At 43.5% G+C, this 23,581-nt stretch carries 27 protein-coding genes and 1 riboswitch; of the genes, 19 read left to right on the top strand and 8 right to left on the bottom strand.

Annotated features, from left to right (window positions below):
* Window positions 1–89: 89 nt before the first annotated feature.
* Window positions 90–527: a FixH family protein gene (locus M1M80_RS15850; protein WP_060399341.1), complete on the top strand. Its 438-nt coding sequence runs from the start codon at window positions 90–92 to the stop codon at window positions 525–527.
* Here M1M80_RS15850 and ytzI read toward each other — a convergent pair.
* Window positions 521–661, bottom strand: a complete 141-nt coding sequence (ytzI, locus tag M1M80_RS15845) for a YtzI protein (protein ID WP_003238044.1) — start codon at window positions 659–661, stop codon at window positions 521–523. The genes M1M80_RS15850 and ytzI overlap by 7 nt on opposite strands.
* Before the next feature lie 130 nt (window positions 662–791).
* Between ytzI and M1M80_RS15840 the strand changes: the two genes are divergently transcribed.
* The 3 genes from M1M80_RS15840 to ytkD all read left to right on the top strand — a co-directional run bounded on the left by M1M80_RS15840 (window position 792) and on the right by ytkD (window position 2,488).
* Entirely contained in the window at window positions 792–1,229 is a 438-nt protein-coding gene (locus tag M1M80_RS15840; RefSeq protein WP_060399340.1) for a Dps family protein, read from the top strand.
* A gap of 166 nt (window positions 1,230–1,395) precedes the next feature.
* Window positions 1,396–1,800: a phage holin family protein gene (locus tag M1M80_RS15835; RefSeq protein WP_003238040.1), complete on the top strand. Its 405-nt coding sequence runs from the start codon at window positions 1,396–1,398 to the stop codon at window positions 1,798–1,800.
* 211 nt (window positions 1,801–2,011) lie between these two features.
* The gene (gene ytkD / locus M1M80_RS15830; protein WP_003238038.1) at window positions 2,012–2,488 is read left to right on the top strand and encodes an RNA deprotection pyrophosphohydrolase; all 477 of its coding nucleotides are present in this window, start codon (window positions 2,012–2,014) and stop codon (window positions 2,486–2,488) included.
* 27 nt (window positions 2,489–2,515) lie between these two features.
* Here the strand turns inward: ytkD and M1M80_RS15825 are convergent, their stop codons facing one another.
* From M1M80_RS15825 to M1M80_RS15815, 3 genes are read right to left on the bottom strand one after another with little or no spacing between them, the layout of a single operon-like run.
* A complete protein-coding gene (locus M1M80_RS15825; RefSeq protein WP_003238036.1) occupies window positions 2,516–3,328 on the bottom strand; it encodes an ABC transporter permease in 813 nt (270 codons plus the stop codon).
* Complete coding sequence (locus M1M80_RS15820; protein ID WP_003238035.1) at window positions 3,303–4,085, bottom strand: ABC transporter ATP-binding protein; 783 nt, start codon at window positions 4,083–4,085, stop codon at window positions 3,303–3,305. Before M1M80_RS15820 ends, M1M80_RS15825 begins: the two co-directional genes overlap by 26 nt.
* Window positions 4,086–4,097: 12 nt before the next feature.
* Entirely contained in the window at window positions 4,098–5,102 is a 1,005-nt protein-coding gene (locus M1M80_RS15815; RefSeq protein ID WP_060399339.1) for an ABC transporter substrate-binding protein, read from the bottom strand.
* A 150-nt stretch (window positions 5,103–5,252) separates the two neighbouring features.
* On the opposite strand from M1M80_RS15815, the gene M1M80_RS15810 reads away from it, so the two are divergent.
* Together M1M80_RS15810 and M1M80_RS15805 are read left to right on the top strand one after the other, a co-directional pair.
* Window positions 5,253–6,026 carry an alpha/beta hydrolase family protein gene (locus M1M80_RS15810; protein WP_003238031.1) on the top strand — a complete coding sequence of 258 codons (774 nt, stop codon included), beginning with the start codon at window positions 5,253–5,255 and terminating at the stop codon, window positions 6,024–6,026.
* A 51-nt stretch (window positions 6,027–6,077) separates the two neighbouring features.
* Window positions 6,078–6,320 carry a DUF2584 domain-containing protein gene (locus M1M80_RS15805; RefSeq protein ID WP_003223304.1) on the top strand — a complete coding sequence of 81 codons (243 nt, stop codon included), beginning with the start codon at window positions 6,078–6,080 and terminating at the stop codon, window positions 6,318–6,320.
* 38 nt (window positions 6,321–6,358) lie between these two features.
* Here M1M80_RS15805 and pckA read toward each other — a convergent pair whose 3' ends face one another.
* Window positions 6,359–7,942: a phosphoenolpyruvate carboxykinase (ATP) gene (gene pckA, locus M1M80_RS15800; RefSeq protein WP_060399338.1), complete on the bottom strand. Its 1,584-nt coding sequence runs from the start codon at window positions 7,940–7,942 to the stop codon at window positions 6,359–6,361.
* A gap of 197 nt (window positions 7,943–8,139) precedes the next feature.
* Window positions 8,140–8,278, top strand: a riboswitch (SAM riboswitch).
* 169 nt (window positions 8,279–8,447) lie between these two features.
* On the opposite strand from pckA, the gene metK reads away from it, so the two are divergent.
* The 3 genes from metK (at window position 8,448) to alaP (ending at window position 13,215) form a co-directional block, all read left to right on the top strand.
* Window positions 8,448–9,650, top strand: a complete 1,203-nt coding sequence (metK, locus tag M1M80_RS15795) for a methionine adenosyltransferase (RefSeq protein ID WP_060399337.1) — start codon at window positions 8,448–8,450, stop codon at window positions 9,648–9,650.
* A gap of 148 nt (window positions 9,651–9,798) precedes the next feature.
* Complete coding sequence (gene asnB, locus M1M80_RS15790; protein ID WP_060399336.1) at window positions 9,799–11,697, top strand: asparagine synthase (glutamine-hydrolyzing); 1,899 nt, start codon at window positions 9,799–9,801, stop codon at window positions 11,695–11,697.
* Between the two features lie 126 nt (window positions 11,698–11,823).
* Window positions 11,824–13,215, top strand: coding sequence for an alanine permease AlaP (gene alaP, locus M1M80_RS15785; RefSeq protein WP_060399335.1), 1,392 nt, complete (start codon window positions 11,824–11,826; stop codon window positions 13,213–13,215).
* 258 nt (window positions 13,216–13,473) lie between these two features.
* Here the strand turns inward: alaP and M1M80_RS15780 are convergent, their stop codons facing one another.
* Window positions 13,474–13,989, bottom strand: coding sequence for a gamma carbonic anhydrase (locus M1M80_RS15780; protein ID WP_060399334.1), 516 nt, complete (start codon window positions 13,987–13,989; stop codon window positions 13,474–13,476).
* A gap of 48 nt (window positions 13,990–14,037) precedes the next feature.
* Here M1M80_RS15780 and ytpA point away from each other — a divergent pair, with 48 nt between their 5' ends.
* Window positions 14,038–14,817, top strand: coding sequence for a phospholipase YtpA (gene ytpA / locus M1M80_RS15775; RefSeq protein WP_060399333.1), 780 nt, complete (start codon window positions 14,038–14,040; stop codon window positions 14,815–14,817).
* A 20-nt stretch (window positions 14,818–14,837) separates the two neighbouring features.
* The gene (gene tbcS / locus M1M80_RS15770; RefSeq protein WP_060399332.1) at window positions 14,838–15,941 is read left to right on the top strand and encodes a tetraprenyl-beta-curcumene synthase; all 1,104 of its coding nucleotides are present in this window, start codon (window positions 14,838–14,840) and stop codon (window positions 15,939–15,941) included.
* Here the strand turns inward: tbcS and mnmM are convergent.
* Both mnmM and mnmL read right to left on the bottom strand, forming a co-directional pair.
* On the bottom strand, window positions 15,931–16,515 hold the full coding sequence (mnmM, locus tag M1M80_RS15765) for a tRNA 5-(aminomethyl)-2-thiouridylate-methyltransferase MnmM (protein ID WP_060399331.1): 585 nt from the start codon (window positions 16,513–16,515) through the stop codon (window positions 15,931–15,933). The two genes, tbcS and mnmM, sit on opposite strands and share 11 nt — an antisense overlap.
* Complete coding sequence (gene mnmL, locus M1M80_RS15760) at window positions 16,512–17,480, bottom strand: tRNA modification radical SAM protein MnmL/YtqA (RefSeq protein WP_060399330.1); 969 nt, start codon at window positions 17,478–17,480, stop codon at window positions 16,512–16,514. Before mnmL ends, mnmM begins: the two co-directional genes overlap by 4 nt.
* A 161-nt stretch (window positions 17,481–17,641) precedes the next feature.
* Between mnmL and M1M80_RS15755 the strand changes: the two genes are divergently transcribed.
* The 8 genes from M1M80_RS15755 to ytrF all read left to right on the top strand — a co-directional run bounded on the left by M1M80_RS15755 (window position 17,642) and on the right by ytrF (window position 23,497).
* Window positions 17,642–17,914 (top strand): YtzC family protein, encoded by a 273-nt coding sequence (locus tag M1M80_RS15755; protein ID WP_003238017.1) that lies wholly within the window; start codon window positions 17,642–17,644, stop codon window positions 17,912–17,914.
* 155 nt (window positions 17,915–18,069) lie between these two features.
* A complete protein-coding gene (locus M1M80_RS15750; protein ID WP_003238016.1) occupies window positions 18,070–18,207 on the top strand; it encodes a hypothetical protein in 138 nt (45 codons plus the stop codon).
* Window positions 18,208–18,239: 32 nt separating this feature from the next.
* Entirely contained in the window at window positions 18,240–18,632 is a 393-nt protein-coding gene (ytrA, locus tag M1M80_RS15745) for a GntR family transcriptional regulator YtrA (RefSeq protein ID WP_060399329.1), read from the top strand.
* Entirely contained in the window at window positions 18,625–19,503 is an 879-nt protein-coding gene (ytrB, locus tag M1M80_RS15740) for an ABC transporter ATP-binding protein YtrB (protein WP_060399328.1), read from the top strand. Before ytrA ends, ytrB begins: the two co-directional genes overlap by 8 nt.
* On the top strand, window positions 19,497–20,483 hold the full coding sequence (ytrC, locus tag M1M80_RS15735) for an ABC transporter permease YtrC (protein ID WP_060399327.1): 987 nt from the start codon (window positions 19,497–19,499) through the stop codon (window positions 20,481–20,483). Before ytrB ends, ytrC begins: the two co-directional genes overlap by 7 nt.
* A 29-nt stretch (window positions 20,484–20,512) precedes the next feature.
* Complete coding sequence (locus tag M1M80_RS15730) at window positions 20,513–21,487, top strand: cation-translocating P-type ATPase (protein WP_060399326.1); 975 nt, start codon at window positions 20,513–20,515, stop codon at window positions 21,485–21,487.
* A gap of 14 nt (window positions 21,488–21,501) precedes the next feature.
* Window positions 21,502–22,197: an ABC transporter ATP-binding protein YtrE gene (gene ytrE / locus M1M80_RS15725; RefSeq protein ID WP_060399325.1), complete on the top strand. Its 696-nt coding sequence runs from the start codon at window positions 21,502–21,504 to the stop codon at window positions 22,195–22,197.
* On the top strand, window positions 22,187–23,497 hold the full coding sequence (gene ytrF, locus M1M80_RS15720) for an ABC transporter permease YtrF (protein ID WP_060399324.1): 1,311 nt from the start codon (window positions 22,187–22,189) through the stop codon (window positions 23,495–23,497). Before ytrE ends, ytrF begins: the two co-directional genes overlap by 11 nt.
* Window positions 23,498–23,581: the final 84 nt, after the last annotated feature.

Genomic DNA, 23,581 nt, shown 5'->3' with positions numbered 1-23,581 from the left:
AAGGTCTTTTTTGTGACGTCTTCTTTTTTTATATACCATTTGCTGTAAGCGTTTGCTACTATTTAGGTAAATGATGAAAGGGTGATGGCATGAAAAAGATATGGGTTGTTCTGCTTTTTTCTGCTTTTTTGCTTAATGGATGCGGATCTGGCGAAAACAAAGCAAATACAGCTGAGACGCCCGAGGTATTGGATGTCAAGCTGACCGGACCTGAAAAAGTAAATCCCGGAGAAAGTGCCGCTTATGAAGCAGCGGTATCTTATGGTGACGAAGCGGTGACGGATGCTGATGAAGTGGAGTTTGAAGTGTGGAAAGAAGGAGAAAAAGACGCCAGCCAAATGTATAAAGCGAAACAGGAAAAAGGCGTATATCGATTGGAAACAACGTTTAAGGAAGATGGTATATACACTGTCCAATCCCATGTCACAGCAAAAAAACAGCATAGCATGCCGACCTTAAAAGTCCAAGTCGGAGACGCTGATGCTGCCAGCAATCAGACTGATGACGAGCATTCACATAATCATTGACGTTTTGAATCAGAGCGAGTTTCTTGCGGAGGATCGATGGTGTGCTTTACATTATAGGCTTTCACAGTCGTCCAAATGGTGACAAGCAAAACAGCCAGCACAATCAAAATACTTACCGTAATGAGAAGCGTCATGACATTCCACCTCCCGTTTTTTAACAATTGTAGCATAGTAGAAGAAATTGTGACAGATAAGGGTAAAAAAGAGGTTTTAACGTACGATATAAAGGGTATACATAGTCATATAACAAGGAGGAAGATAATCATGTCAGAACAATTGATTCAAGCAGTGAACAAACAAGTAGCCAACTGGACAGTCATGTATGTGAAACTACATAATTATCATTGGTATGTGAAAGGGAAAGATTTCTTCACTCTTCATGAAAAGTTTGAAGAGCTGTATAACGAAACGGCAACTTATATTGATGACTTAGCAGAACGTCTTTTGGCACTGAACGGAAAACCAATTGCGACAATGAAGGAATCCTTGGAAACAGCTTCTATAAAAGAAGCGGAAGGAAATGAAACGGCTGAACAAATGGTTCAGAGCGTATATGATGATTTTACAGTCATCGCGGAAGAGCTGAAAAACGGAATGGATTTAGCTGATGAAGTCGGTGATGAAACAACAGGGGACATGCTCCTTGCGATCCATCAAAATATTGAAAAACACAACTGGATGCTGAAAGCTTACCTGGGATAAATCCAAAAAAGAAAGGCCGGATGTCTTATTAAAAGACGTCCGGCTTTTCTTTTGTATCCCAAAAAAATAGGCGACAACCAGTCCATTTTTCTGAAAAATCCAATCCGTTCGGCTTGTTTTCCATAGAATATCGTAAGGCCGTTTCTGTGAAAGGATGTTGGTATAAATGGATAGAGACTTTGGCATCTTTTCGTTTTTCGCAGTCAGCGTTTCAGCAGCGGGGTTTTTCTTCGGAGGTTTTCAATATTCATTCCTGATTTTGCTCTCTCTTATGGCCATTGAATTTATCAGTACGACCTTGAAGGAAACGATTATTCACAAGCTGGCGTTTAAAAAAGTATTTACCCGGCTTGTCAAAAAATTAGTCACGCTGGCTCTGATCTCTGTATGCCACTTTTTTGATCAGCTGCTGAATACACAGGGGTCAATACGTGACTTGGCTATTATGTTTTATATTCTTTATGAGTCTGTGCAAATTGTAGTGACAGCCAGCTCTCTCGGCATACCGGTTCCTCAGATGCTTGTCGATCTTTTAGAAACGTTAAAAAATAAATTCAAACGCAAACCGTAACTTTTAGCTGTTCACGGGTCATAATAAAGCCCAGAGCGCCAGTCGCACATTCTGGCAAAAGGCACGGCAAAAAACTGTACGAGCTGGTCTGCATGCTTTATACCCTGATGGCGTGCTGGGTTTCCCTAATTTTTTGATAAAAGGCTTCCGAAGAAACATAACTGTGGTATGATGTATGGAAGATAGCTAGGAACGGATTTGAGGGATAAACATGTACGAGTTTAAAGATTATTATCAGAATACTGTTCAGCTTTCCTTTGACACTCAGCCTTTCTCGGACAGCCCGAAACATGTCTGGGTGATTTGCCGTTTTGGCGGCAAATGGCTTTTAACAGAACATGAGGACAGAGGCTATGAGTTTCCAGGCGGGAAAGTAGAGCCGATGGAGTGCGCAGAAGAGGCGGCGCTCCGGGAAGTAAAGGAAGAGACGGGTGCGAGAGTGAAAAGCCTCAAGTACCTCGGACAGTATAAAGTTCTCGGTAAAGAAAAAGTGATTGTAAAAAATATATATTTTGCAGATATAGAAAAGCTTGAAAAGCAAGCTGATTACTTTGAAACGAAAGGCCCGGTTCTGTTTCATGAGCTTCCGGAAAACCTTTCCCGCAATAAAAAATTCAGCTTTATTATGAAGGATTCCGTTCTTCCGATCAGTTTGAAAAAACTGAAAGAAGCTGGATGGATCGAATGAAAAACCCGGCACATGTGCCGGGTTTTTTTATGTCCTGCCCTTCGTCCATTTCTTTTCCAGAAGCTCTACGCCCTGATACATCAGAGTGGCAAATATGGCGATGATCAGCAGGCTTAAGAAGACGAGCGTGAAATTGAAGACTTGAAAACCGTAAATAATCATATATCCCAACCCGACCTTAGAGACAAGGAATTCCCCTACAATGACGCCAACCCATGATAACCCGACGTTTACTTTCAGTGTTGAAATAATAGCGGGGGAGGATGCGGGCAGAATCACTTCTTTAAAAATGACCCATTTTTTTGCACCGAATGTTTTCATGACTTTTATATAGTTTTCGTCAACCTCTTGAAAGGCAGTGTACACGACGATGGTTGTGATAATGACACTGATGATGGCCCCCATCGCAATAATGCTGATAAAACTGGGACCGAGCGCGACAATCAGGATCGGACCCAGCGCCACTTTCGGCATTGCATTCAAAATAACGAGATACGGATCTAAAATTCTGGCAAGCCGGTTGGACCACCATAACAAAGCAGCGAGGCACGTGCCCATCAACGTCCCAAGCAAAAATCCAAGCACTGTTTCAAATAAAGTGACGCCGATATGTGACAGTAAAGACCCGTCACCCAGTTTCTCCAGCAATAAACGCCATACAGCTGACGGAGAGCTGAAGATCAGTGGATCAATCCAGCCGAGCCTGCTGGAGATTTCCCAACCCGAGAAAAAGAGAATAAATATGGCAAGCTGAAAGGAATGTACATTCCATTTTTCCTTTTTCTGTTTTAATTGATATTGCTCGTGAAGCAAATCAATGGTTTCTTTGCTGTTTCTCAAGAGAATTCAGCTCCTTCCATATCGTTTGAAACAGCGTCTGGAAGGATGGCGCTTGGCGGGCGTCAAAAGGCATCATCGCGGCCAATTCCTTAGGAATGGTAAAAATCTGATGGATGGTGCCCGGCTGGTTTGAAAATAAATAGATCGTATCGCTCATCGCTATCGCTTCCCCAATATCATGAGTGACAAGCACTGCTGTTTTTTGATACTCCTTTAATGTACGGAATACCAGGTTTTCCAATGACAGCTTTGTCTGAAAATCAAGCGCGGAAAATGGCTCATCCAGCAAAAGCAGACTTGGATCTGGCGCAAGAGTTCTTGCAAGCGCGGCCCGCTGGCGCATTCCGCCCGACAGCTCTTTCGGATATTTCTTCTCCACATCTATGAGGCCGAACTCCGGCAATAGACCGAGTGCAGCGGCCTTGCTTTCTTCCGTCAACGTGTCGGCGATTTTTAAACCGAGAAGCACATTTTCCTCGATAGATTTCCAGGGAAATAAGTAATCCTGCTGAAGCATGTAGCCAATGTTATGTTCTTTTTGATTTGGCTCACGGCCTTCAATCAGAACTCTGCCTTCCGATGGCTCAATCAGGCCGGCAATAATGGAAAGCAGTGTTGTTTTTCCGCAGCCGCTTGGGCCGAGAAATGAGATGAAATCACCTTTTTCAGCATTGAAATGAATATCCCGCACGGCCGTTGTTTTTTCTTTTACAGAAAAATAAGTATGGGTTACATGGTCGACATGTAAGAAAGACATAAATGGCGCCTCCTATTTTTCCGAGGTGACTTTTTCGGCAATTTGTTTATTTACTAGCTGAGTGTATGGAATGTGCTTCGGCAGTTCTCCCGATTGATCCATAATGGTTTGGAGCAGCTCCCATTCTTTTTCGTTGAGCAGAGGGTCTGGCGAATACGAATGCTGCTTTTTATAGCGTTCAATGGATGTTTCGATGACTTCTGGATCGGTATCATCAAATTCATCTTTAATGGCGTCAGTGATGTCCTTCGCCGAGTGGTTTTCCACCCACTGCTGCGCCTTATAAATGGCTTTTGTAAACTTGACGGCTGTGTCTTCATGTTTCTTCAGATAGCTTTGTTTCGCCATAAAAGTCGTATAAGGAACCTGGCCTGATTCTTCTCCGAAAGAAGCTACGATATGGCCGATGCCTTTTTTCTCAAAGAGAGAAGCTTGCGGTTCAAAGAGCTGTACATACTCGCCGGTTCCAGAAGCAAATGCATTGGCGATATTGGCGAAGTCTATATTCTGGATAAGGTCAATATCCTTATGCGGGTCAATTTTATGTTTATTCAGCACATACTCGCCGACCATTTGCGGCATGCCGCCTTTTCTCTGGCCGAGAAACGTTTTTCCTTCCAGCTGATCCCAGTCAAAGTGTTCAACATCTTCTCTCGCGACAAGAAACGTTCCGTCTGTCTGGGTCAGCTGGGCGAAATTAATGACAGGGTCTTTAGCCCCTTGCGCTTCGACATAAATAGATGTTTCTGACCCGACAAGTGCGATGTCTGAGCCGTTTGAAAGAAGCGATGTCATCGTTTTGTCGCCGCCCCATGTCGTGTTTACATCAACATCAAGCCCTTCTTCCTTGAAAAATCCTTTAGACTCAGCAACATATAAAGGTGCGTAAAAAATCGAATGGGTCACTTCAGCTACTTTGACTTTGGTGAGCGTTTCTTCCTGCTTGCAAGCCGCCAGGGCGATCATCAGAAATATACTGCCGACACAGGCGCAGCCCAGCCTTAACCATTTGTTCACATAGACAACCTCCTTATTTAGCATCAAGTTAATATCCTTTTTTGCTTTACATATCGTATGATGGGTATAAAAATGTGTGAATGCCTAATCAGGTTCTTCGGATGTAATTTTGGAGGAAGGAAAGCATATAGAAAAAAGGAGGCGGCTGCTTTGATTGTTGAGAAAAGAAGATTTCCGTCGCCAAGTCAGCATGTGCGTTTGTATACGATCTGCTATCTTTCAAATGGCTTACGGGTAAAGGGGCTTCTGGCTGAGCCGGCGGCACCGGGACAATATGACGGTTTTTTATATTTGCGCGGCGGAATTAAAAGCGTGGGCATGGTTCGGCCGGGCCGGATTATCCAGTTTGCATCCCAAGGGTTTGTTGTGTTTGCTCCTTTTTACAGAGGAAATCAAGGAGGAGAGGGCAATGAGGATTTTGCCGGAAAAGACAGGGAGGATGCCTTTTCTGCATTTCAACTCCTTCAGCAGCATCCAAATGTCAAGAAGGACAGAATCCATATCTTCGGCTTTTCCCGCGGCGGAATTATGGGAATGCTCACTGCGATTGAAATGGGCCGGCAAGCGGCTTCATTTGTTTCCTGGGGAGGCGTCAGTGATATGATCCTTACATATGAGGAGCGGCATGATTTGCGGCGAATGATGAAAAGAGTCATCGGCGGAACACCGAAAAAGGTGCCTGAGGAATACAAATGGAGAACACCATTTGACCAAGTAGATAAAATTCAGGCCCCCGTGCTATTAATCCATGGAGAAAAAGACCAAAACGTTTCGATTCAGCATTCCTATCTATTTGAAGAGAAGCTAAAACAGCTGCATAAGCCGGTGGAGACGTGGTACTACAGTAAATTCACACATTATTTTCCGCCAAAAGAAAACCGGCGTATCGTACGGCAGCTCACACAATGGATGAAAAACCGCTGACGGTGAAATATGGTATGATAAAGAAAAAAGAGAACGAAAGGGGATTTCACTTTGGGAATGCCTGTTGAATTTAATACACTGATTGTGACAAAAGGAAAAGAAGTTCGCATAGATGAAAATATATTCACGTTAGAGAAAGATGGATACCGTGTGTATCCGATGGAGATTCCGATGGATGTACGCAAAACAAAGTTTGGCGAAAAATCGGGCACAGCTGAAGTGCAGAAGCTTCAATGGGAAGACGGCCGGACCATCATTACGTACAAGCTGACTTCACTGCATTCTGTCAATTAAAACAAGCCAAGAGCATAATTGCTCTTGGCTTTTGCTTTCTAAACGAGAGGGCCGCCAGCCTGCGCAATGGCATCTGTATGTGCGAACTTTTTAAAATTCTCTTTGAATTCATTTGCGAGGTAGACAGCCTTTTCTCTGTATTCTTCCTTGTTGTTCCACGTGTTTTCCGGCTGAAGGATATGATCGGGAACGCCAGGAACGTGAAGTGGAATGTGCAGGCCGAAAATATCGTCAGTCATCATTTCTGCATCCTCTAATTGGCCTTCAATCGCTGCTTTGACCATTGCTCTTGTGTAAGAAAGCTTCATGCGTTCGCCTGTGCCGTAGCCGCCGCCAGTCCAGCCGGTATTGACCAAGTAAACGTCTGCGCCGTGTTCATCGATCTTTTTGCCGAGCATTTCAGCATAGACGTGAGCAGGAAGCGGCAGGAACGGTGAGCCGAAGCATGTGGAGAATGTCGTCTCAGGAGACGTCACACCGCGTTCGGTTCCGGCAAGTTTACTCGTATAACCGCTTAAGAAATGGTACATCGCCTGCTCCTTCGTCAGTTTGCTGATCGGCGGCAGGACCCCGAATGCATCAGCCGTCAAAAATACAATTGCTGACGGGTGGCCTGCCATGCTTGGGGTCACGATGTTGTCAATCATATGAATCGGGTAAGCTGCCCGCGTATTTTCGGTATAGAAGGAATCATCATAATTGGCTTCCCGTGTATCTTCATCAACAACAACATTTTCGAGAACAGACCCGAAGCGAATCGCGTTAAAGATCTGAGGCTCCTTTTCTTCGCTTAAATGAATGCACTTGGCGTAGCATCCGCCTTCAATATTAAAGACGCCTGTGTCAGACCAGCCGTGTTCATCGTCGCCGATCAGCTTGCGGTCAGCATCGGCTGACAGTGTGGTCTTGCCTGTTCCAGACAGTCCGAAGAAAAGGGCGACATCGCCTTTTTCACCGACATTGGCGGAGCAGTGCATAGATAAAATATCTCTTTCAGGGAGCAGGAAATTCATAATGGAGAAAATAGATTTCTTCATTTCGCCGGCATACTCTGTTCCGCCGATTAAAATCGTCCGCTTTTCGAAAGAGACAATAATAAAGGTTTCGGAATGTGTGCCGTCTGTTTTTGGATCCGCTTTGAAATGCGGAGCAGAAAGAATGGTAAACGGCTGTTCAACTGTTTTCTTATCATTGCCTTCCGGACGGATAAACAGCTGTCTGGCGAATAAATTGTGCCATGCGAACTCATTTACGACGGTGATCGGCAGCCTGTATTTTTCATCTGCTCCGGCAAATCCTTCGAAAACAAACAGCTCATCTCGCTGTTTCAGATAGCTGACAACCTTCGTGTACAGCCGGTCAAATGCTTCTTCTGAAATCGGCTGATTCACCGTGCCCCAATCGATCTTATTTTTCGTGCTTTCTTCCTCCACGATAAATTTGTCTTTAGGTGAACGTCCTGTGTAAGCGCCTGTTGTCGCCCGAACAGCACCCGTGGATGTTAAAATGCCTTCGTTCCGGGAGAGTACTTTTTCTGTAAGCTGTGCTGCTGATAAATTATGACGCACATTTGGACTTGTTAATAAGGCTTGTAAATCAGCGGTCAAATCAACTGAGTTCATATGAAACCTTCCTTTATCGTTTTTTGTGTTTTGCTAATTGTGAATTAGTATAACATATATTTTCAAATAGTCTATACTATTTATCATTTTTTGTGTGTGTGTTTTCCAATGTTTTCCCTCGATATAGGTGCCTATTTCTTCTGAATCATATTGACATTGCAAACCCTTTTACGATAAGATATTTCATTGAGCGGATACTCTTATCCCGAGCTGGCGGAGGGACAGGCCCTATGAAGCCCAGCAACCGGTTTCTCTGTTATTTATTATGTTCAACTGTGTGAGACAACCAAGGTGCTAACCTGTTGCAAGGTTGTATGATTCCTTGAGCGATAAGAGTGAAAGGCACAAAGTCCAAACCCTTTCCTCGATGGAAAAGGTTTTTTTATTTCATAAATATGCCAATTAACATTCTCTAATATAACGTTACATTGTATAAAAGAGGGAGCGAGTTCCGTATCATATATACAAGGTCTTTCGGGAGGCCTTGTGCAGGAGGAAGCAAATCATGAGTAAAAATCGTCGTTTATTTACATCAGAATCTGTTACGGAGGGGCATCCGGATAAAATCTGTGACCAGATTTCTGACAGCATTTTAGATGAAATTTTAAAGAAAGACCCTAACGCGCGTGTTGCTTGTGAAACGTCTGTGACAACTGGTTTGGTTCTTGTCAGCGGAGAGATCACAACATCTACGTATGTTGACATTCCGAAAACAGTTCGCCAAACAATTAAAGAAATCGGATACACACGTGCGAAATACGGATTTGATGCGGAAACTTGTGCGGTTTTAACATCAATTGACGAGCAGTCTGCTGATATCGCGATGGGTGTAGACCAAGCGCTTGAAGCCCGTGAAGGCACAATGAGTGACGAAGAAATTGAAGCGATCGGTGCGGGTGACCAAGGTTTAATGTTCGGTTATGCGTGCAATGAAACGAAAGAGCTTATGCCTCTTCCAATTTCACTTGCTCATAAATTGGCCCGCCGCCTGAGTGAAGTGCGTAAAGAAGATATTCTTCCGTACCTTCGCCCTGACGGCAAAACACAGGTAACGGTTGAGTATGATGAAAATAACAAACCTGTCCGCATTGACGCGATTGTTATTTCAACTCAGCACCACCCTGAAATTACGCTTGAGCAAATCCAGCGCAACATTAAAGAACATGTTATCAATCCGGTTGTTCCTGCAGAGCTAATTGATGAAGAAACAAAATATTTCATCAACCCTACAGGACGTTTCGTTATCGGAGGCCCTCAAGGGGATGCGGGACTTACAGGACGCAAAATCATCGTTGATACGTACGGCGGCTATGCACGCCACGGCGGAGGCGCGTTCTCAGGTAAGGATGCGACGAAGGTAGACCGTTCTGCGGCATATGCAGCTAGATATGTTGCGAAAAACATCGTAGCGGCTGAGCTTGCAGATTCTTGCGAAGTACAGCTTGCTTACGCGATTGGTGTTGCACAGCCTGTGTCAATCTCAATCAACACATTCGGTTCCGGAAAAGCTTCTGAGGAAAAACTGATTGAAGTTGTTCGCAATAACTTTGATTTAAGACCTGCCGGCATTATCAAAATGCTTGATTTACGCCGTCCGATCTACAAACAAACTGCTGCGTACGGCCACTTTGGACGCCACGATGTTGATCTTCCGTGGGAACGTACAGACAAAGCGGAGCAGCTGCGTAAAGAAGCGTTAGGAGAATAATTTTATAGCCGCTTACTGGTTAAGCGGCTTTCCCTTTTTTACGTTGTATTCATGTTTATTTTTTTACATAACCGTGAAACCAAATACTATTCACAGCGTCTATAAATAGGGGTTCAATGATGACAATTTTAATTATGGAGGCAATACTATGTGTGGATTTGTCGGGGTTTTTAACAAGCATCCGTTAGCTCAAACCGCTGATCAAGAAGAACTAATCAAACAAATGAACCAAATGATCGTTCACCGCGGTCCTGACAGTGATGGATATTTCCATGATGAGCACGTTGGATTCGGATTCAGACGGCTCAGCATTATTGATGTAGAAAATGGCGGACAGCCTTTATCATATGAAGATGAAACATATTGGATTATCTTTAACGGAGAAATCTATAACTATATTGAATTGAGAGAAGAACTTGAAGCAAAGGGGTATACATTCAACACGGATTCGGACACAGAGGTTCTTCTTGCGACTTACCGTCACTATAAAGAAGAAGCGGCGTCCAAACTGCGCGGTATGTTTGCCTTTCTGATTTGGAATAAAAACGATCATGTGCTTTATGGAGCAAGAGATCCATTCGGCATTAAACCGTTGTACTACACAACGATCAATGATCAGGTTTATTTTGCCTCAGAGAGAAAAAGTTTAATGGTTGCTCAGAATGATATTGAAATAGATAAAGAGGCATTGCAGCAGTACATGTCTTTCCAATTCGTTCCTGAACCAAGCACGCTTGATGCCAATGTGAAAAAAGTAGAGCCGGGTTCACAGTTTACAATCCGCCCGGACGGCGATATCACATTCAAAACGTATTTCAAAGCGAACTTCAAGCCAGTTCAGACCGAAGAAGATAAGCTTGTGAAAGAAGTCAGAGACGCGATCTATGACTCTGTAAACGTTCATATGAGAAGTGACGTTCCTGTCGGTTCATTCCTGTCTGGCGGAATCGATTCTTCCTTTATTGTATCCGTTGCGAAAGAATTTCATCCAAACTTAAAAACTTTCTCTGTCGGATTCGAACAGCAGGGCTTCAGTGAAGTCGATGTAGCGAAAGAAACTGCTGCGGCACTTGGCATTGAAAATATCAGCAAAGTCATTTCCCCTGAGGAATACATGAACGAGCTTCCGAAGATCGTATGGCATTTTGATGATCCGCTTGCTGATCCGGCGGCGATTCCATTGTACTTTGTTGCAAAAGAAGCGAAAAAACATGTAACGGTTGCCTTATCAGGTGAAGGTGCAGACGAGCTCTTCGGCGGATATAACATTTACCGTGAACCGCTTTCGCTTAAACCGTTTGAGCGCATTCCGTCCGGCCTGAAAAAGATGCTTCTGCACGTTGCGGCCGTTATGCCTGAAGGAATGAGAGGAAAGAGCCTGCTTGAGCGCGGCTGTACTCCGCTTCAGGATCGTTACATCGGTAACGCGAAGATCTTTGAAGAGTCTGTCAAAAAACAGCTGTTGAAACATTATAATCCGAACCTTTCATATCGCGATGTGACAAAGACTTACTTTACAGAAAGCAGCTCATACAGCGATATCAACAAAATGCAATATGTTGATATCCACACTTGGATGCGCGGTGACATTCTGTTAAAAGCAGATAAAATGACGATGGCGAATTCTTTGGAACTGCGTGTGCCATTCCTGGATAAAGTCGTATTTGACGTCGCTTCAAAAATTCCTGACGAACTGAAAACAAAGAACGGCACGACGAAATATCTTCTTCGCAAAGCAGCTGAAGGAATTGTGCCTGAGCACGTTTTAAACCGCAAAAAGCTTGGTTTCCCTGTACCGATCCGTCATTGGCTGAAAAACGAAATGAACGAATGGGTGCGGAACATTATTCAGGAAAGCCAAACGGATGCTTACATCCACAAGGATTATGTCCTTCAGCTTCTTGAAGACCACTGTGCGGATAAGGCTGATAACAGCCGTAAAATCTGGACTGTATTAATCTTTATGATCTGGCACAGCATCAATATCGAAAAACGGTATATGCCTGAAGAGCTGAGCCATCAGCCTAAAGAAGTCATCTTTGTGTAACAGACAAGGCTTTCGATTCGTCGAAAGCCTTGTATACTTTTATTTCTCCATGATCATTGATTACCTAATCCACACGAAAAATTCAGAAAAATGTTTTATTGATATTTTTTTCTAGGGGAGAAGAGCATGCAAAAACAAAAACAAGAGCTGCACCGCGGACTCGAGCAGAGGCATATTTCTCTAATGTCTTTAGGAGCTGCCATTGGAGTGGGGTTGTTTCTCGGCTCCGCATCAGCTATCAAATTAGCAGGGCCCGGTATTTTGGCAGCGTATGCCGTAAGCGGCCTGATCATGTTTTTTATTATGAGAGCGCTTGGAGAAATGGCCATTCAAAAACCGGTCGCTGGCTCCTTCAGCAGGTATGCGCGTGATTATTTGGGACCGCTTGCAGGCTATTTAACCGGATGGAACTACTGGTTTTTATGGGTTGTCACCTGTATGGCTGAAATCACTGCTGTCGGTATTTATATGGGATACTGGTTTCCGGACGTGCCAAACTGGATATGGGCATTATCGGCGCTGATCATTATGACGGGTGTTAACTTCTTGGCTGTTAAAGCTTACGGAGAGCTGGAATTTTGGTTCGCTTTGATTAAAATTGTCGCGATTTTATCTATGATTGCTGTCGGGTTATTGATGATCATCGCAGGGGTCGGCAATGGAGGCATTGCCACGGGAATCAGCAATTTGTGGAACAACGGAGGATTTTTTCCATATGGCATAAAAGGGGTTTTATTGTCACTCCAAATGGTGATGTTCGCCTATTTAGGGATTGAAATGATCGGGGTGACGGCTGGTGAAGTGAAGAACCCGCAAAAATCGTTAGCCAAAGCAATAGATACGGTATTTTGGCGTATTTTGATTTTTTATGTAGGTGCTTTATTTGTCATTATGTCTATTTATCCATGGCAGGAAATTGGCTCACAAGGAAGTCCGTTTGTCCTCACATTTGAAAAAGTGGGCATTCCATCTGCGGCAGGCATCATTAACTTTGTCGTCTTGACGGCCGCGCTGTCTTCATGCAACAGCGGCATTTTCAGCACGGGTCGGATGCTGTTTAACTTAGCAGAACAGGGGGAGGCGCCAAAAGCCTATGGCCAGCTGACAAAAGGCGGCATCCCGGGTAAAGCTGTTCTGGCTTCAGCGGGCGCTTTATTGGTCGGCGTGCTGTTAAACTACGTTGTACCTGCGAAAGTGTTTACTTGGGTTACAAGCATTGCGACGTTCGGAGCGATTTGGACGTGGGCGATCATTTTGCTTTCTCAAATTAGATACCGGAAAAGCTTGCAGCCAGAAGAAAAGAAACACTTAAAGTACAAAATGCCTTTCTTTCCGTTTACGTCTTATGTGTCATTGGCATTTTTAGCATTTGTCGTTATTCTTATGGCTTACAGTCCCGATACAAGAGTAGCCGTGATTATCGGGCCGATATGGTTTCTTATCTTACTTGCTGTGTATTATGGAAAAGGTTTTCATAAGAAAAATGCGGCTGCTGCCAGCGAACGCAATATCAGCTGACAAAAAGAGCTCCCAGCGGGCTCTTTTTGTATGTACTCATAGAAAATAGAGAATAGGAAAGAATAGGAATGTGATTTTTGCAGAGCCAGATTACAGTTGCAGATTATGTTTTATGATAAGATAAAAGTCATACGTTTAATGCTACATGTGAACGTTTTATGGAAAAATCAAAACCCGAACTGTCATTACGTCCGGGTAAACGATGGTTATTGCTTTCAAACATAATTTGAAAAATGGTAAAGTAAGACGAAGCAGGTCTTATGTTTGCTGAAGTGATTTATAATATTGGCCCTTTACTACATATTCCGACCGTATTCTTTGCATATCTTGTCGGTCTTCTTCCGTCAAAGGGCGGATGACTTTTGCAGGTCGGCCAAAGGCGAGGTGGCCAGGCGGGATGGTTTTTCCCGGAGGGACAAGACTGCCGGCACCAATAAAGGCCCCTTCGCCAATTTCGGCTCCGTCTAAGATGATTGAGCCCATGCCAATTAAGGCGTTTTTTCGGATAACAGCGCTATGAAGTGTAACCTGATGACCTATCGTGGCGTCATCTTCAATGAGAAGCGTCCGGTTCGGACTTTGATGGAGGCAGCTTAAATCTTGGATATTGACTCTGCTTCCAATTCTGGTCGGCGCGACATCTCCCCTTATGACAACAGAAAACCAAATGCTGGACTGTTCTCCGATAACGACGTCACCGGTAATTGTGGCATTATCAGCTACAAAGGCTGTTGGGTGAATATCTGGCTTGTGTTCCTTATAAGGGTAGATCATAACATTCATCCTTCTTTCTCTATTTAAATTTCGTATGAGGTGAACAGCATGTGGACCTGGAAAGCAGACAGACCTGTTGCAGTGATTGTGATGATCCACGGGGCAAGTGAATATCACGGACGATATAAATGGCTGATTGAAATGTGGAGATCTTCGGGTTATCACGTTGTCATGGGCGATTTGCCGGGTCAGGGGACAACCACAAGGGCAAGAGGTCATATTCGCTCATTTCAAGAATACATTGATGAAGTAGATACTTGGATAGATAAAGCGCGAACCTTTGAGCTGCCTGTTTTTCTACTTGGTCACAGCATGGGCGGCCTGGTCGCGATTGAATGGTTTAAACAGCAAAGAAATCCCCGCATTACGGGAATTATTTTATCATCACCGTGTCTCGGACTGCAAATTAAAGTCAATAAAGCGCTTGACATTGCATCAAGAGGCCTGAATGTCATTGCTCCGTCACTTAAGGTTGATTCGGGATTATCAATTGATATGGCGACGCGCAATGAGGACGTCATCGAGGTAGACCAAAATGATTCGTTATACGTCAGGAAAGTATCTGTCAGATGGTACAGAGAACTGTTAAAAACAATTGAGTCAGCGATGGTGCCGACAGATGCGTTTTTGAGAGTGCCGCTCCTTGTTATGCAGGCAGGTGACGACAAGCTTGTCGACAAAACGATGGTGATCAAGTGGTTTTCAGGTGTTGCTTCCCACAATAAAGCGTACAAAGAGTGGGAAGGGCTTTATCATGAAATATTTAATGAACCCGAAAGAGAAGATGTCTTTAAAGCAGCAAGAGCGTTTACTGATCAATATATTTGAACTAGTTGGGGGTGCATGTGTTGACAGTACCGGAACATCCTTTTGGACTGATGGCAAAAGTATATCGAGATATTTTTCCGCTCGTTCATCAAGAGCTGGACATATGGAAGCAAAAATCAGAATCAATTCATAACAGTGAATTAAAAGCACAGGCAACCGCAAGTATTCGAGACAAAACGTTCCACTGTGAAGGCGGCGGCATACTGGCCTTGTTGTCAGGCAATCAAAAGCAGAAATGCGTCGAGTTTATCATCGCGTATCAAACGATCAGTGATTATCTGGACAATCTGTGCGACCGCAGCACATCACTTGACCCGCAGGATTTTCGGATGCTCCACACCTCAATGCAGGACGCACTGACAGTGGGAGCGGAACCGCAAAATTATTATCAATTCCGTGAAGAACAGGATGACAGTGGATATTTGCATGAGTTGGTCAAAACGTGCCAGCGTGTACTTGGTTCAATTGAGCACTACGACATGATTAAACCGTATCTGCTTGAACTGTGCGGCTATTATTGCGATTTGCAGGTGCATAAGCACGTTATTGAGCATGAGCGTGTTCCGCGGCTTGAAAAGTGGTTTACTCAATATGAATCAGAGCTGCCTAAGATGGAATGGTATGAGTTTTCAGCTTGTGCAGGCTCTACGCTAGGCATTTTCTGTCTTGTTGCGTATTCGTTCCAGCCTGATTTCACAGAAAACACCGCTAAAAAAATCCGCAATAGTTATTTTCCTTACATACAAGGTCTTCACATTCTGCTGGATTATTTGATCGATCAAGAGGAGGACTTGCTAGAAGGGGACTTGAATTTCTGCTCGTATTATCAGTCGCATGAAGAAATGATGAAGCGGCTTGAACACTTTATCCATAAAGCCGACGAACATTTGCAAGGCATTCCGCATGAAAACTTCCATCGTTTAATCAATCGCGGCTTGCTGGGTGTTTATTTGTCAGATGATAAAGTGGCGGGCCAAAAGGAAATGGGCCGGCTCGCGAAGAAGCTGATCAAAGCAAGCGGAAAAACCTCCTTTTTCTTTTATATCAACGGCAGAGCCTACCGGAAATTTCAAAAAATGGCCTGGATGAAAAACTCAAAGAAAAAAGCTCAAATCATTTGCTGATTTGAGCTTTTTTTTCGATGGCGACAATAAATGGCGGGTCATTTTGCTGATTGATAAATCCATATGTTAACACACGGGCTGTTTGCTGGTCCAAGTCCCGGCAAAAGTCAAGCACGTCGTTTTTTTCAGCTTTGCCTTCCGGATGACCATGATAGACGACCAGAACAATCAGGCCCTCATCTTTCATGATGCTGAGAAGCTGTTCAATCGCTTTGATCGTTGAACTGCCGTTCGTCGTAATCGATTTGTCCCCGCCCGGCAGATAGCCGAGGTTAAACACAGCGGCCGCCACTTTGCCATGTACTTCCAGCGGAAGGGATTCAGCGATTTTGTCGTGGCTTTTGTGAAATAACGTTGTTCGCGCTTGAAATGTCTCGCCGAGCCGTTCCTTCGTATTGGCCACGGCTGATTCTTGGATGTCAAATGCGTACACATGGCCGTTTTCACCGACAAGCTCCGCTAAAAACTGCGTATCGTGTCCGTTGCCCATCGTTGCATCTACGACGATATCTCCTTCTCCCGCGGCCATTTTCAGCAGCTCTTTGCTGTAAGGAAGAATTTTTTTCAAAATCATAGCGCTGATTCCTCCTCAAGCCGCTGAAAGAACTTTCCTTGATAGCTGCCGCGATTTTCAAATTCTTTATTAATGGCGCCAAGCACTTCCCATTTGTTGACGCTCCACATCGGCCCGATCATCAATTCTATCGGTCCGTCACCTGTAATGCGGTGGACGATCATTTCCGGCGGAATGATTTCTAGCTGATCGCAGACGAGCTGCACATATTCATCTTGAGAAAGGAATTCCAGTTTTCCCTTTTCATATTGCTTGACCATCGGTGTGCCTTTCAATAGGTGCAGCAGATGGATTTTAATGCCCTGTACGTCCAAATCTGCGACGGCCTTTGCGGTTTCCATCATCATGTCCCGGTCTTCCAAAGGCAGTCCGTTGATAATATGTGAGCAGACCCGTATGCCGTGTTTTCTTAATTTATTGACGCCTTCCACATAGCAGTTAAAATCATGTGCGCGGTTGATCAGAAGAGCGGTCCGTTCATGAACCGTTTGAAGCCCAAGCTCCACCCACAGATATGTGCGTTCATTCAGCTCTGCCAAATAGTCAACGACATCATCAGGCAGACAGTCCGGGCGTGTGGCGATCGAAATGCCGACCACATCATCAAGGGCAAGGACGGATTCGAATTTCTCACGAAGCACCTCAACCGGCGCATGCGTATTGGTGAAGGCCTGAAAATAGGCGATGTATTTGCCGTCCTTCCATTTTTCGTGCATGCGGTTTTTGATGTCATGGAATTGCGTAATTAAATCATCGGCCCGGTTTCCGGCAAAATCGCCGGAGCCTGCTGCGCTGCAAAATGTACAGCCGCCGTGGGCAACGGTGCCGTCCCGGTTCGGACAGTCAAAGCCGCCGTCAAGCGCCACTTTAAACACCTTATGGCCGAAATGTTCTCTGAGATGATAATTCAATGTATGATAGCGTTTTTCCGTATTTGAATAAGGAAAAGGATTGTTCTGTATCACAATTCATGTGCCTCCTTGCGTACGATTGCATCCTAAAATTGTAGCACGCATTTCACAAGAGAACAAATGAATATCGACCATAAATTACTTTATTGAACGAAGTCAGATGGGGCTACAATATGAATGATGGATTGTTTCCATTACCAAGAGGAGGGGTTACTGTGGCAACAAGACAATCAGTAGATGAACATCTCCAGCAATGTATGCAGGCGTATGATTATGCTGAAGAACAGCTGAAAATCGCTTCTAAACAAGAGCATTATAACGATCAAGAATACAGTGATGCACAAATGCAGCTTGAAAACGCGGTAAATGCCTTGAATAAGCTGTGGCTGTCGTCAAATGATCAGCAGAGAGAACAGCTGTACAGAATGAGACTTCAGCTGCAAGCTTTACAAAATAATATGATCCTGCAGCACCCTCTTGATGTATAAGAAACGGACCCTTTTGATAAGGGTCCGTTTTTTGTGAAAAAAGGATTGACTTTGTGCGTCAAAGTATTTATTGTATTAAGTGTACTAATTGAAGTAATACACTATAGACACTGATGGAAAGTCATTTATATATGTTGAAATTAAGGGAGGCAGTTATGAAACATAAAAAACGAAACAAACGTAACGTGCCAATGCTAATCACGGCATCTGTGATCGCTTGTTCTTTTTTTCTTGTTCTTGTGATGATCGGTTTTGAATGTCAAAAAAGTATAATTGATCAGTTTTATCTATAAAGGTTCAGATCGTATAGAAAGTAGGGAAGTAAATGATTCAAATCGATCCAAGAAGCTCAACACCCATTTACGAACAAATTATTCAGCAAATGAAAGAGCTTTGTTTGAAAGGGATCATGAAGCCTGGTGATAAGCTTCCTTCTGTCAGAGAATTGGCGACGATCATTATTGCGAATCCGAATACTGTCAGCAAAGCGTACAAAGAGCTTGAACGAGAGGGGATTATTGAAACGCTTCGGGGCAGAGGGACCTATATATCGGAGAATGCAAAAACGACACTGGTTGAAGGGAAGATGACGATGATTAAAGAGCAACTCAAACAGCTCATCATCGATGCACACTATGCAGGGGTTGAGCTGGAGAAACTGCAAGAATGGATAAAGGAAATCAGCGCTGATGTGAAAGGAGGCACAGAAAATGATTGAACTACGGCAGCTGTCAAAAACGATAGACGGCAATCAAGTATTAAAAGATGTTTCATTAACAATTGAAAAAGGAGAAATCTTCGGACTGCTCGGCCGCAATGGATCAGGCAAAACGACGATGCTCCGCTTAATCCAGCAAATCATTTTCGCCGACAGCGGAACGATTTTATTTGACGGCGTAGAAATTAAAAAGCATCCGAAGGTGAAACAGAATATCATCTACATGCCTGTTCAGAATCCTTTTTATGATAAGTATACATACAAGCAGCTTGTCGATATCCTGAGAAGAATGTATCCGAAATTTGATGTCACGTACGCAAATGAGCTGATGAACAGATACGAAATTCCAGAAACGAAAAAATACCGCGAGCTGTCGACAGGTTTGAAAAAACAGCTGTCACTCGTTCTGTCGTTTGCAGCGAGACCGGCGCTGATTCTCCTTGATGAGCCGACGGATGGAATAGACGCGGTGACAAGGCATGATGTACTGCAGCTCATGGTCGATGAAGTGGCAGAGCGTGATACGAGCATTCTGATCACCTCCCACCGGCTTGAGGACATAGAGCGGATGTGCAACCGAATCGGTTTTCTCGAAGATAACAGGCTGACGAATGTGATGGATCTTGATGAGCTAAAAGAAGAATACATCAAAATTCAAATGGCGTTTGATACAGATGTCAATTTGGCCATCAGAGAGCAAAACATTCCGATGCTCGATCAGGCCGGCGTGTTCTATACGGTGCTGATTCCGAAAAGCGACCAAGAGAACAAGAGCTTTTTAAGAGAGCTGAAGCCAAAAGTGTGGAATGAGCTTCCTGTCAACTTGGAAGAAGTGTTCATTGCGAAGTTTGGAGGGAAGCGGAGATGGTAGACCGAGGCCTCCTCTATCGAGAGTGGAAGCAGAATCAAGTGGTGCTTTTGTTAAGTATTGTGTTTTTAGTGCTGGCAAATCCGCTTTCTATCGTTAATACGTATTTGACTTATCAAGGATGTCTTGATCGCCAAGACCCGCAATATTGTGATTTTATTGTGAATTATTCCATAAGCAATCTGATAGATATCAACTGGGTGCCGGGTGTCATTTTGGCGGTCTGCTTCCTGGGAATGGAACGTTCGAAAGGCACGATGGATTTTATATTAAGCCTTCCATATAACAGAAGCCAAATTTTTCAGACGAAATTTTGGTTAGGCGGTTTTGTGATTGTGCTGTCACAATTGATTGGCTTTTTACTTGCATGGCTGCTAATTCTTGTTTATAGCCCTGAACACGTTTACTATTTTGAGCACAGCAGCGTTGGAGTAATCGTGATTAGTTTTATGGCTTTTTCACTCGTGATGGCCGCCGGAGCGTTAACTGGAAATTCTTTTGCCCAGCTATTAACTGCTCTTTCTGCCGGCATATTGCCGTATTTAATTGTTGCATTGCCGGTTGGAAACTTTGAAGTTGTTTTTGGTGTGAGTATGTGGGAATTGTTTCCTTCACCTGAGAATTATTTCTCTCTGGCAAGCAATTTATCGTATCTAGTACCGATTAGTTACGTTGTAAATGAATGGCTGACTAACAGTAAATATCTTTTATTGATTCCAGCCGTAATGAGCATTCTTTTTTACTTAATTGGATTAATAGGCTTCAAAAAGCTTCCAAGTGAGCGAAACGGACACTTTTTCTTATGGAACAAATTAGATCGTCCGGTACAAATCCTTGTCATAGCTTTCGGAATTCTTGGATTTGGGTTATTTGGATATTACTCTGGACATTCCATTATTGGTTATATTTTGGGTATGATCATTGGAGCAGTGGCTGGATTCTTTGTGAGCTACTTCTCTATTTATAAGAAAACGAAACATTAAGAAATACTTTCGGTTTGGAGGGAAGTGATGTGCCGGATTTTGGGCTGTTTTATAAAGAGTGGAAGCAAAATAAAGCTCTGCTAATCATGATTTTTTTGGTATTTATGCTTAGCAATCCTTTTACTGTTTTAAATACGTACATCTCATATCAAGGCTGCGTGGCTAATCAGAACGAGTGGGTCGGAACCTGCGTATTTACGATTAACTATTTAAACGGCACATTTATCTCACTGTTTTGGATTTGGGGTGTTGTTTTGGCGGTCAGCCAGCTTGGGATTGAACGAAGCAAGGGCTTGTTTGATTTTACATTGAGCCTTCCTTATACACGAGGGCAGATATTTAATGCGAAGTTCCTTACCGGCGGAATGGTGATTGTGATACCGCAACTCATAGGTTATGTTTTATCTGTTTTGCTGATAATGCTTTTGAAGCCTGAACAGGCTGTTTATTTTCACAACTACAGCCTGGGAATGATTATCGTCAGCATGCTGGCTTATTCTTTGGTTATGGCTGGCGGAGCTTTGACAGGCCATATTTTTGCACAGCTGCTGGTCTCATTTACCGTTACCATCTTGCCTTTTTTAGTTATTACTCTGCCTGCAATCAACATTGATATCCTTTTTGGCGGAGCAGCATTTTTAGATTACCCTATACCTGAATGGATGCAGTATATATTTCCAATCACATATGTCATTCCAAACTGGGTTGAAGATTCACCGAAATATTTAGTGATTCCGGCTGTGATGAGTATCATGTTCTACATTATCGGCTACATCAGTTTCGTCAAACTGTCAAATGAACGAAACGGATATTTCTTTTTGTGGAAAGCGTTGGATCGTCCGGTGCAAGTGATTGTCATCATCATTGGCATTTTGGGCTTTGGCTACTTTGGATTTGCCGCAACGGAGAGCTTTGCCGGCTATCTTATTGGCATGGCTGCAGGAGCTGTGATCGGTTTCTTCATCAGTTATTTTGCGATTTATAAAAAAACGAAACTTTTATAAGGGAGAGAGAACATATGATTGATGTTCAGCATATCGACCATTCTTTCACGATCGGGAAAAAGGGCCGTGAGAATGAAGTTCCAGTTTTGAAGGATGTTTCATTAAGCGTGGCGAAAGGGGAAATCGCCTGTATCGTCGGACGAAGCGGCTCAGGAAAATCAACGCTTTTGAATTTAATATCCGGCTACATATCGCCGACAAAAGGGCGGATTGTCATTAACGGCACTGATGTTACGGGCTTTAATGAAAAGGAATGGGCACAATTTCGTCTTGACCATTTCGGATTTATTTTTCAAAGCTTTCAGCTTATCCCAGGGTTAACAACGTATGAGAATGTTGAAATGCCGCTGGCGTTAAAAGGGATCAAACCGTCCGAGCGCAAGCAAAAGGTGCAGGACATGCTGAAACGCGTCGGTCTGGAAAATCACGCCGCTCATTATCCGAATGAACTGTCAGGCGGCCAGCAGCAGCGTGTCAGCATTGCGCGAGCATTGATTTTAAACCCATCCATTATTTTAGCGGATGAGCCGACGGGAAGCCTTGATTCAGAAACGGAACAGGAAGTGCTGGAATTGATCAAGCAGCTGAACCGTGAACGTGGCATTACATTTGTGATCATTACTCACGATGATGAAGTCGCTTCTATCGGACATTCAAAATTTCAGCTTCATGACGGTGTGTTAAAAGGGGGAATTACCGTTGAGGTTTAAGGATCAGGTTCATTTTATCAGAAGAAATATGAAGAAAAACAGACTCCGCGTCTTTATGACAATTCTTGCGACAACAATGGCGTGTGCGTTTTTGGTTGTGCTGTCGTCGGTTGGATTCGGGATTCAAAAGACAATCACAGATATGACGATGAGCCAGCAGGTTGTGACTAAAGTCAGTGTAATGGGCAAGGAAGGGGATAAGCCTATTAAAAAAGCTGATTTAGAGAAGTATGATCATGTAAGGTCAGTTGTAGAAAGAACGCAAGTGTATGAACCAAACAAAGCAACTTTAGGCAATCGTACAAATGAAAGCTCTAATCTCATCTTTACTAATATGAGTGATGAATTAAAGGCCAATATGGAATTGGAAAAGGGAAGAGTCGCAAAGTCGGAAAATGAAATCGTAGTAGGATACGACTTTGCAAAGAGATTATTGACGAAAAAGGAATCGGAAGAATATAACAAAAAAATTGAGGAAGCAAAAGGAAATCCAGAAGATATAAAAGAACCAAAAGGCTATACGAAAGACATTCTGAACAAAACAATTGAATTAAGTGTATCAAAAACAGATCCCAAAACAGGGGATGTTAAAAAAACAAAAACATATGACTTTAAAATTGTTGGTATTACAAAAAAACCATCTCAAGATTGGATGGAGGACTCAAACATCTTCATCAGTGATCAATTCAAAAAAGATTTTTCCGAATTTTTGGATTTTAAAGGCGGAAATGTTGAGACTAACATCGGCGTTTTTGCTGATAAATTTGAGAATGTGGAACAGCTGACAAATGATCTAACAGATGACGGGTACTATGTTACTTCAGTGACTACCGAGCTTGAGGGAGCCAACACCTTCTTCATGGTCTTCAAAATCGGCTTGATCTTTGTCGGATGTATCGCTGTTATTATCTCTGCAATCGGCATTTTTAACACGATGACAATGGCGGTTACAGAAAGAACGCAGGAGATCGGCATTATGAAAGCGATTGGAGCGAGTCCGTCTATTATTCGCCGAATGTTCTTGATGGAAAGCGCGTATATCGGGATTTTAGGCTGTGTGATTGGGATTATCATTTCTTATGGCGTGAGCTACCTTGTTAACTTGGCCGTTCCAATGATTCTCGCGGCGACAAGCGGGGGCGATGCGGGCGATTTGAATTACACATTCTCCTACATCCCGGTCAGCCTTGTCATCATTGCCGTTGTGATTTGCGGAGGGGTTGCGGTGATTTCCGGAATGAACCCGGCACGAAAAGCAACCAAAACCAACGTACTGACAGCGTTGAGAAGAGAATTATAATGCGTACGAGCCGGCTGAGACAGCCGGCTTTCTCTATAGCGCATGATGGCGTTTTGCTATACACTTGATAAAAAAGGAAAAAGT

It is taken from the genome of Bacillus inaquosorum, from assembly GCF_023238325.1.
Lineage (GTDB): Bacteria > Bacillota > Bacilli > Bacillales > Bacillaceae > Bacillus > Bacillus inaquosorum.
The sequence above is the reverse complement of the archived record's forward strand: the minus strand, read 5'-3'. Positions and strand labels throughout refer to the sequence as shown.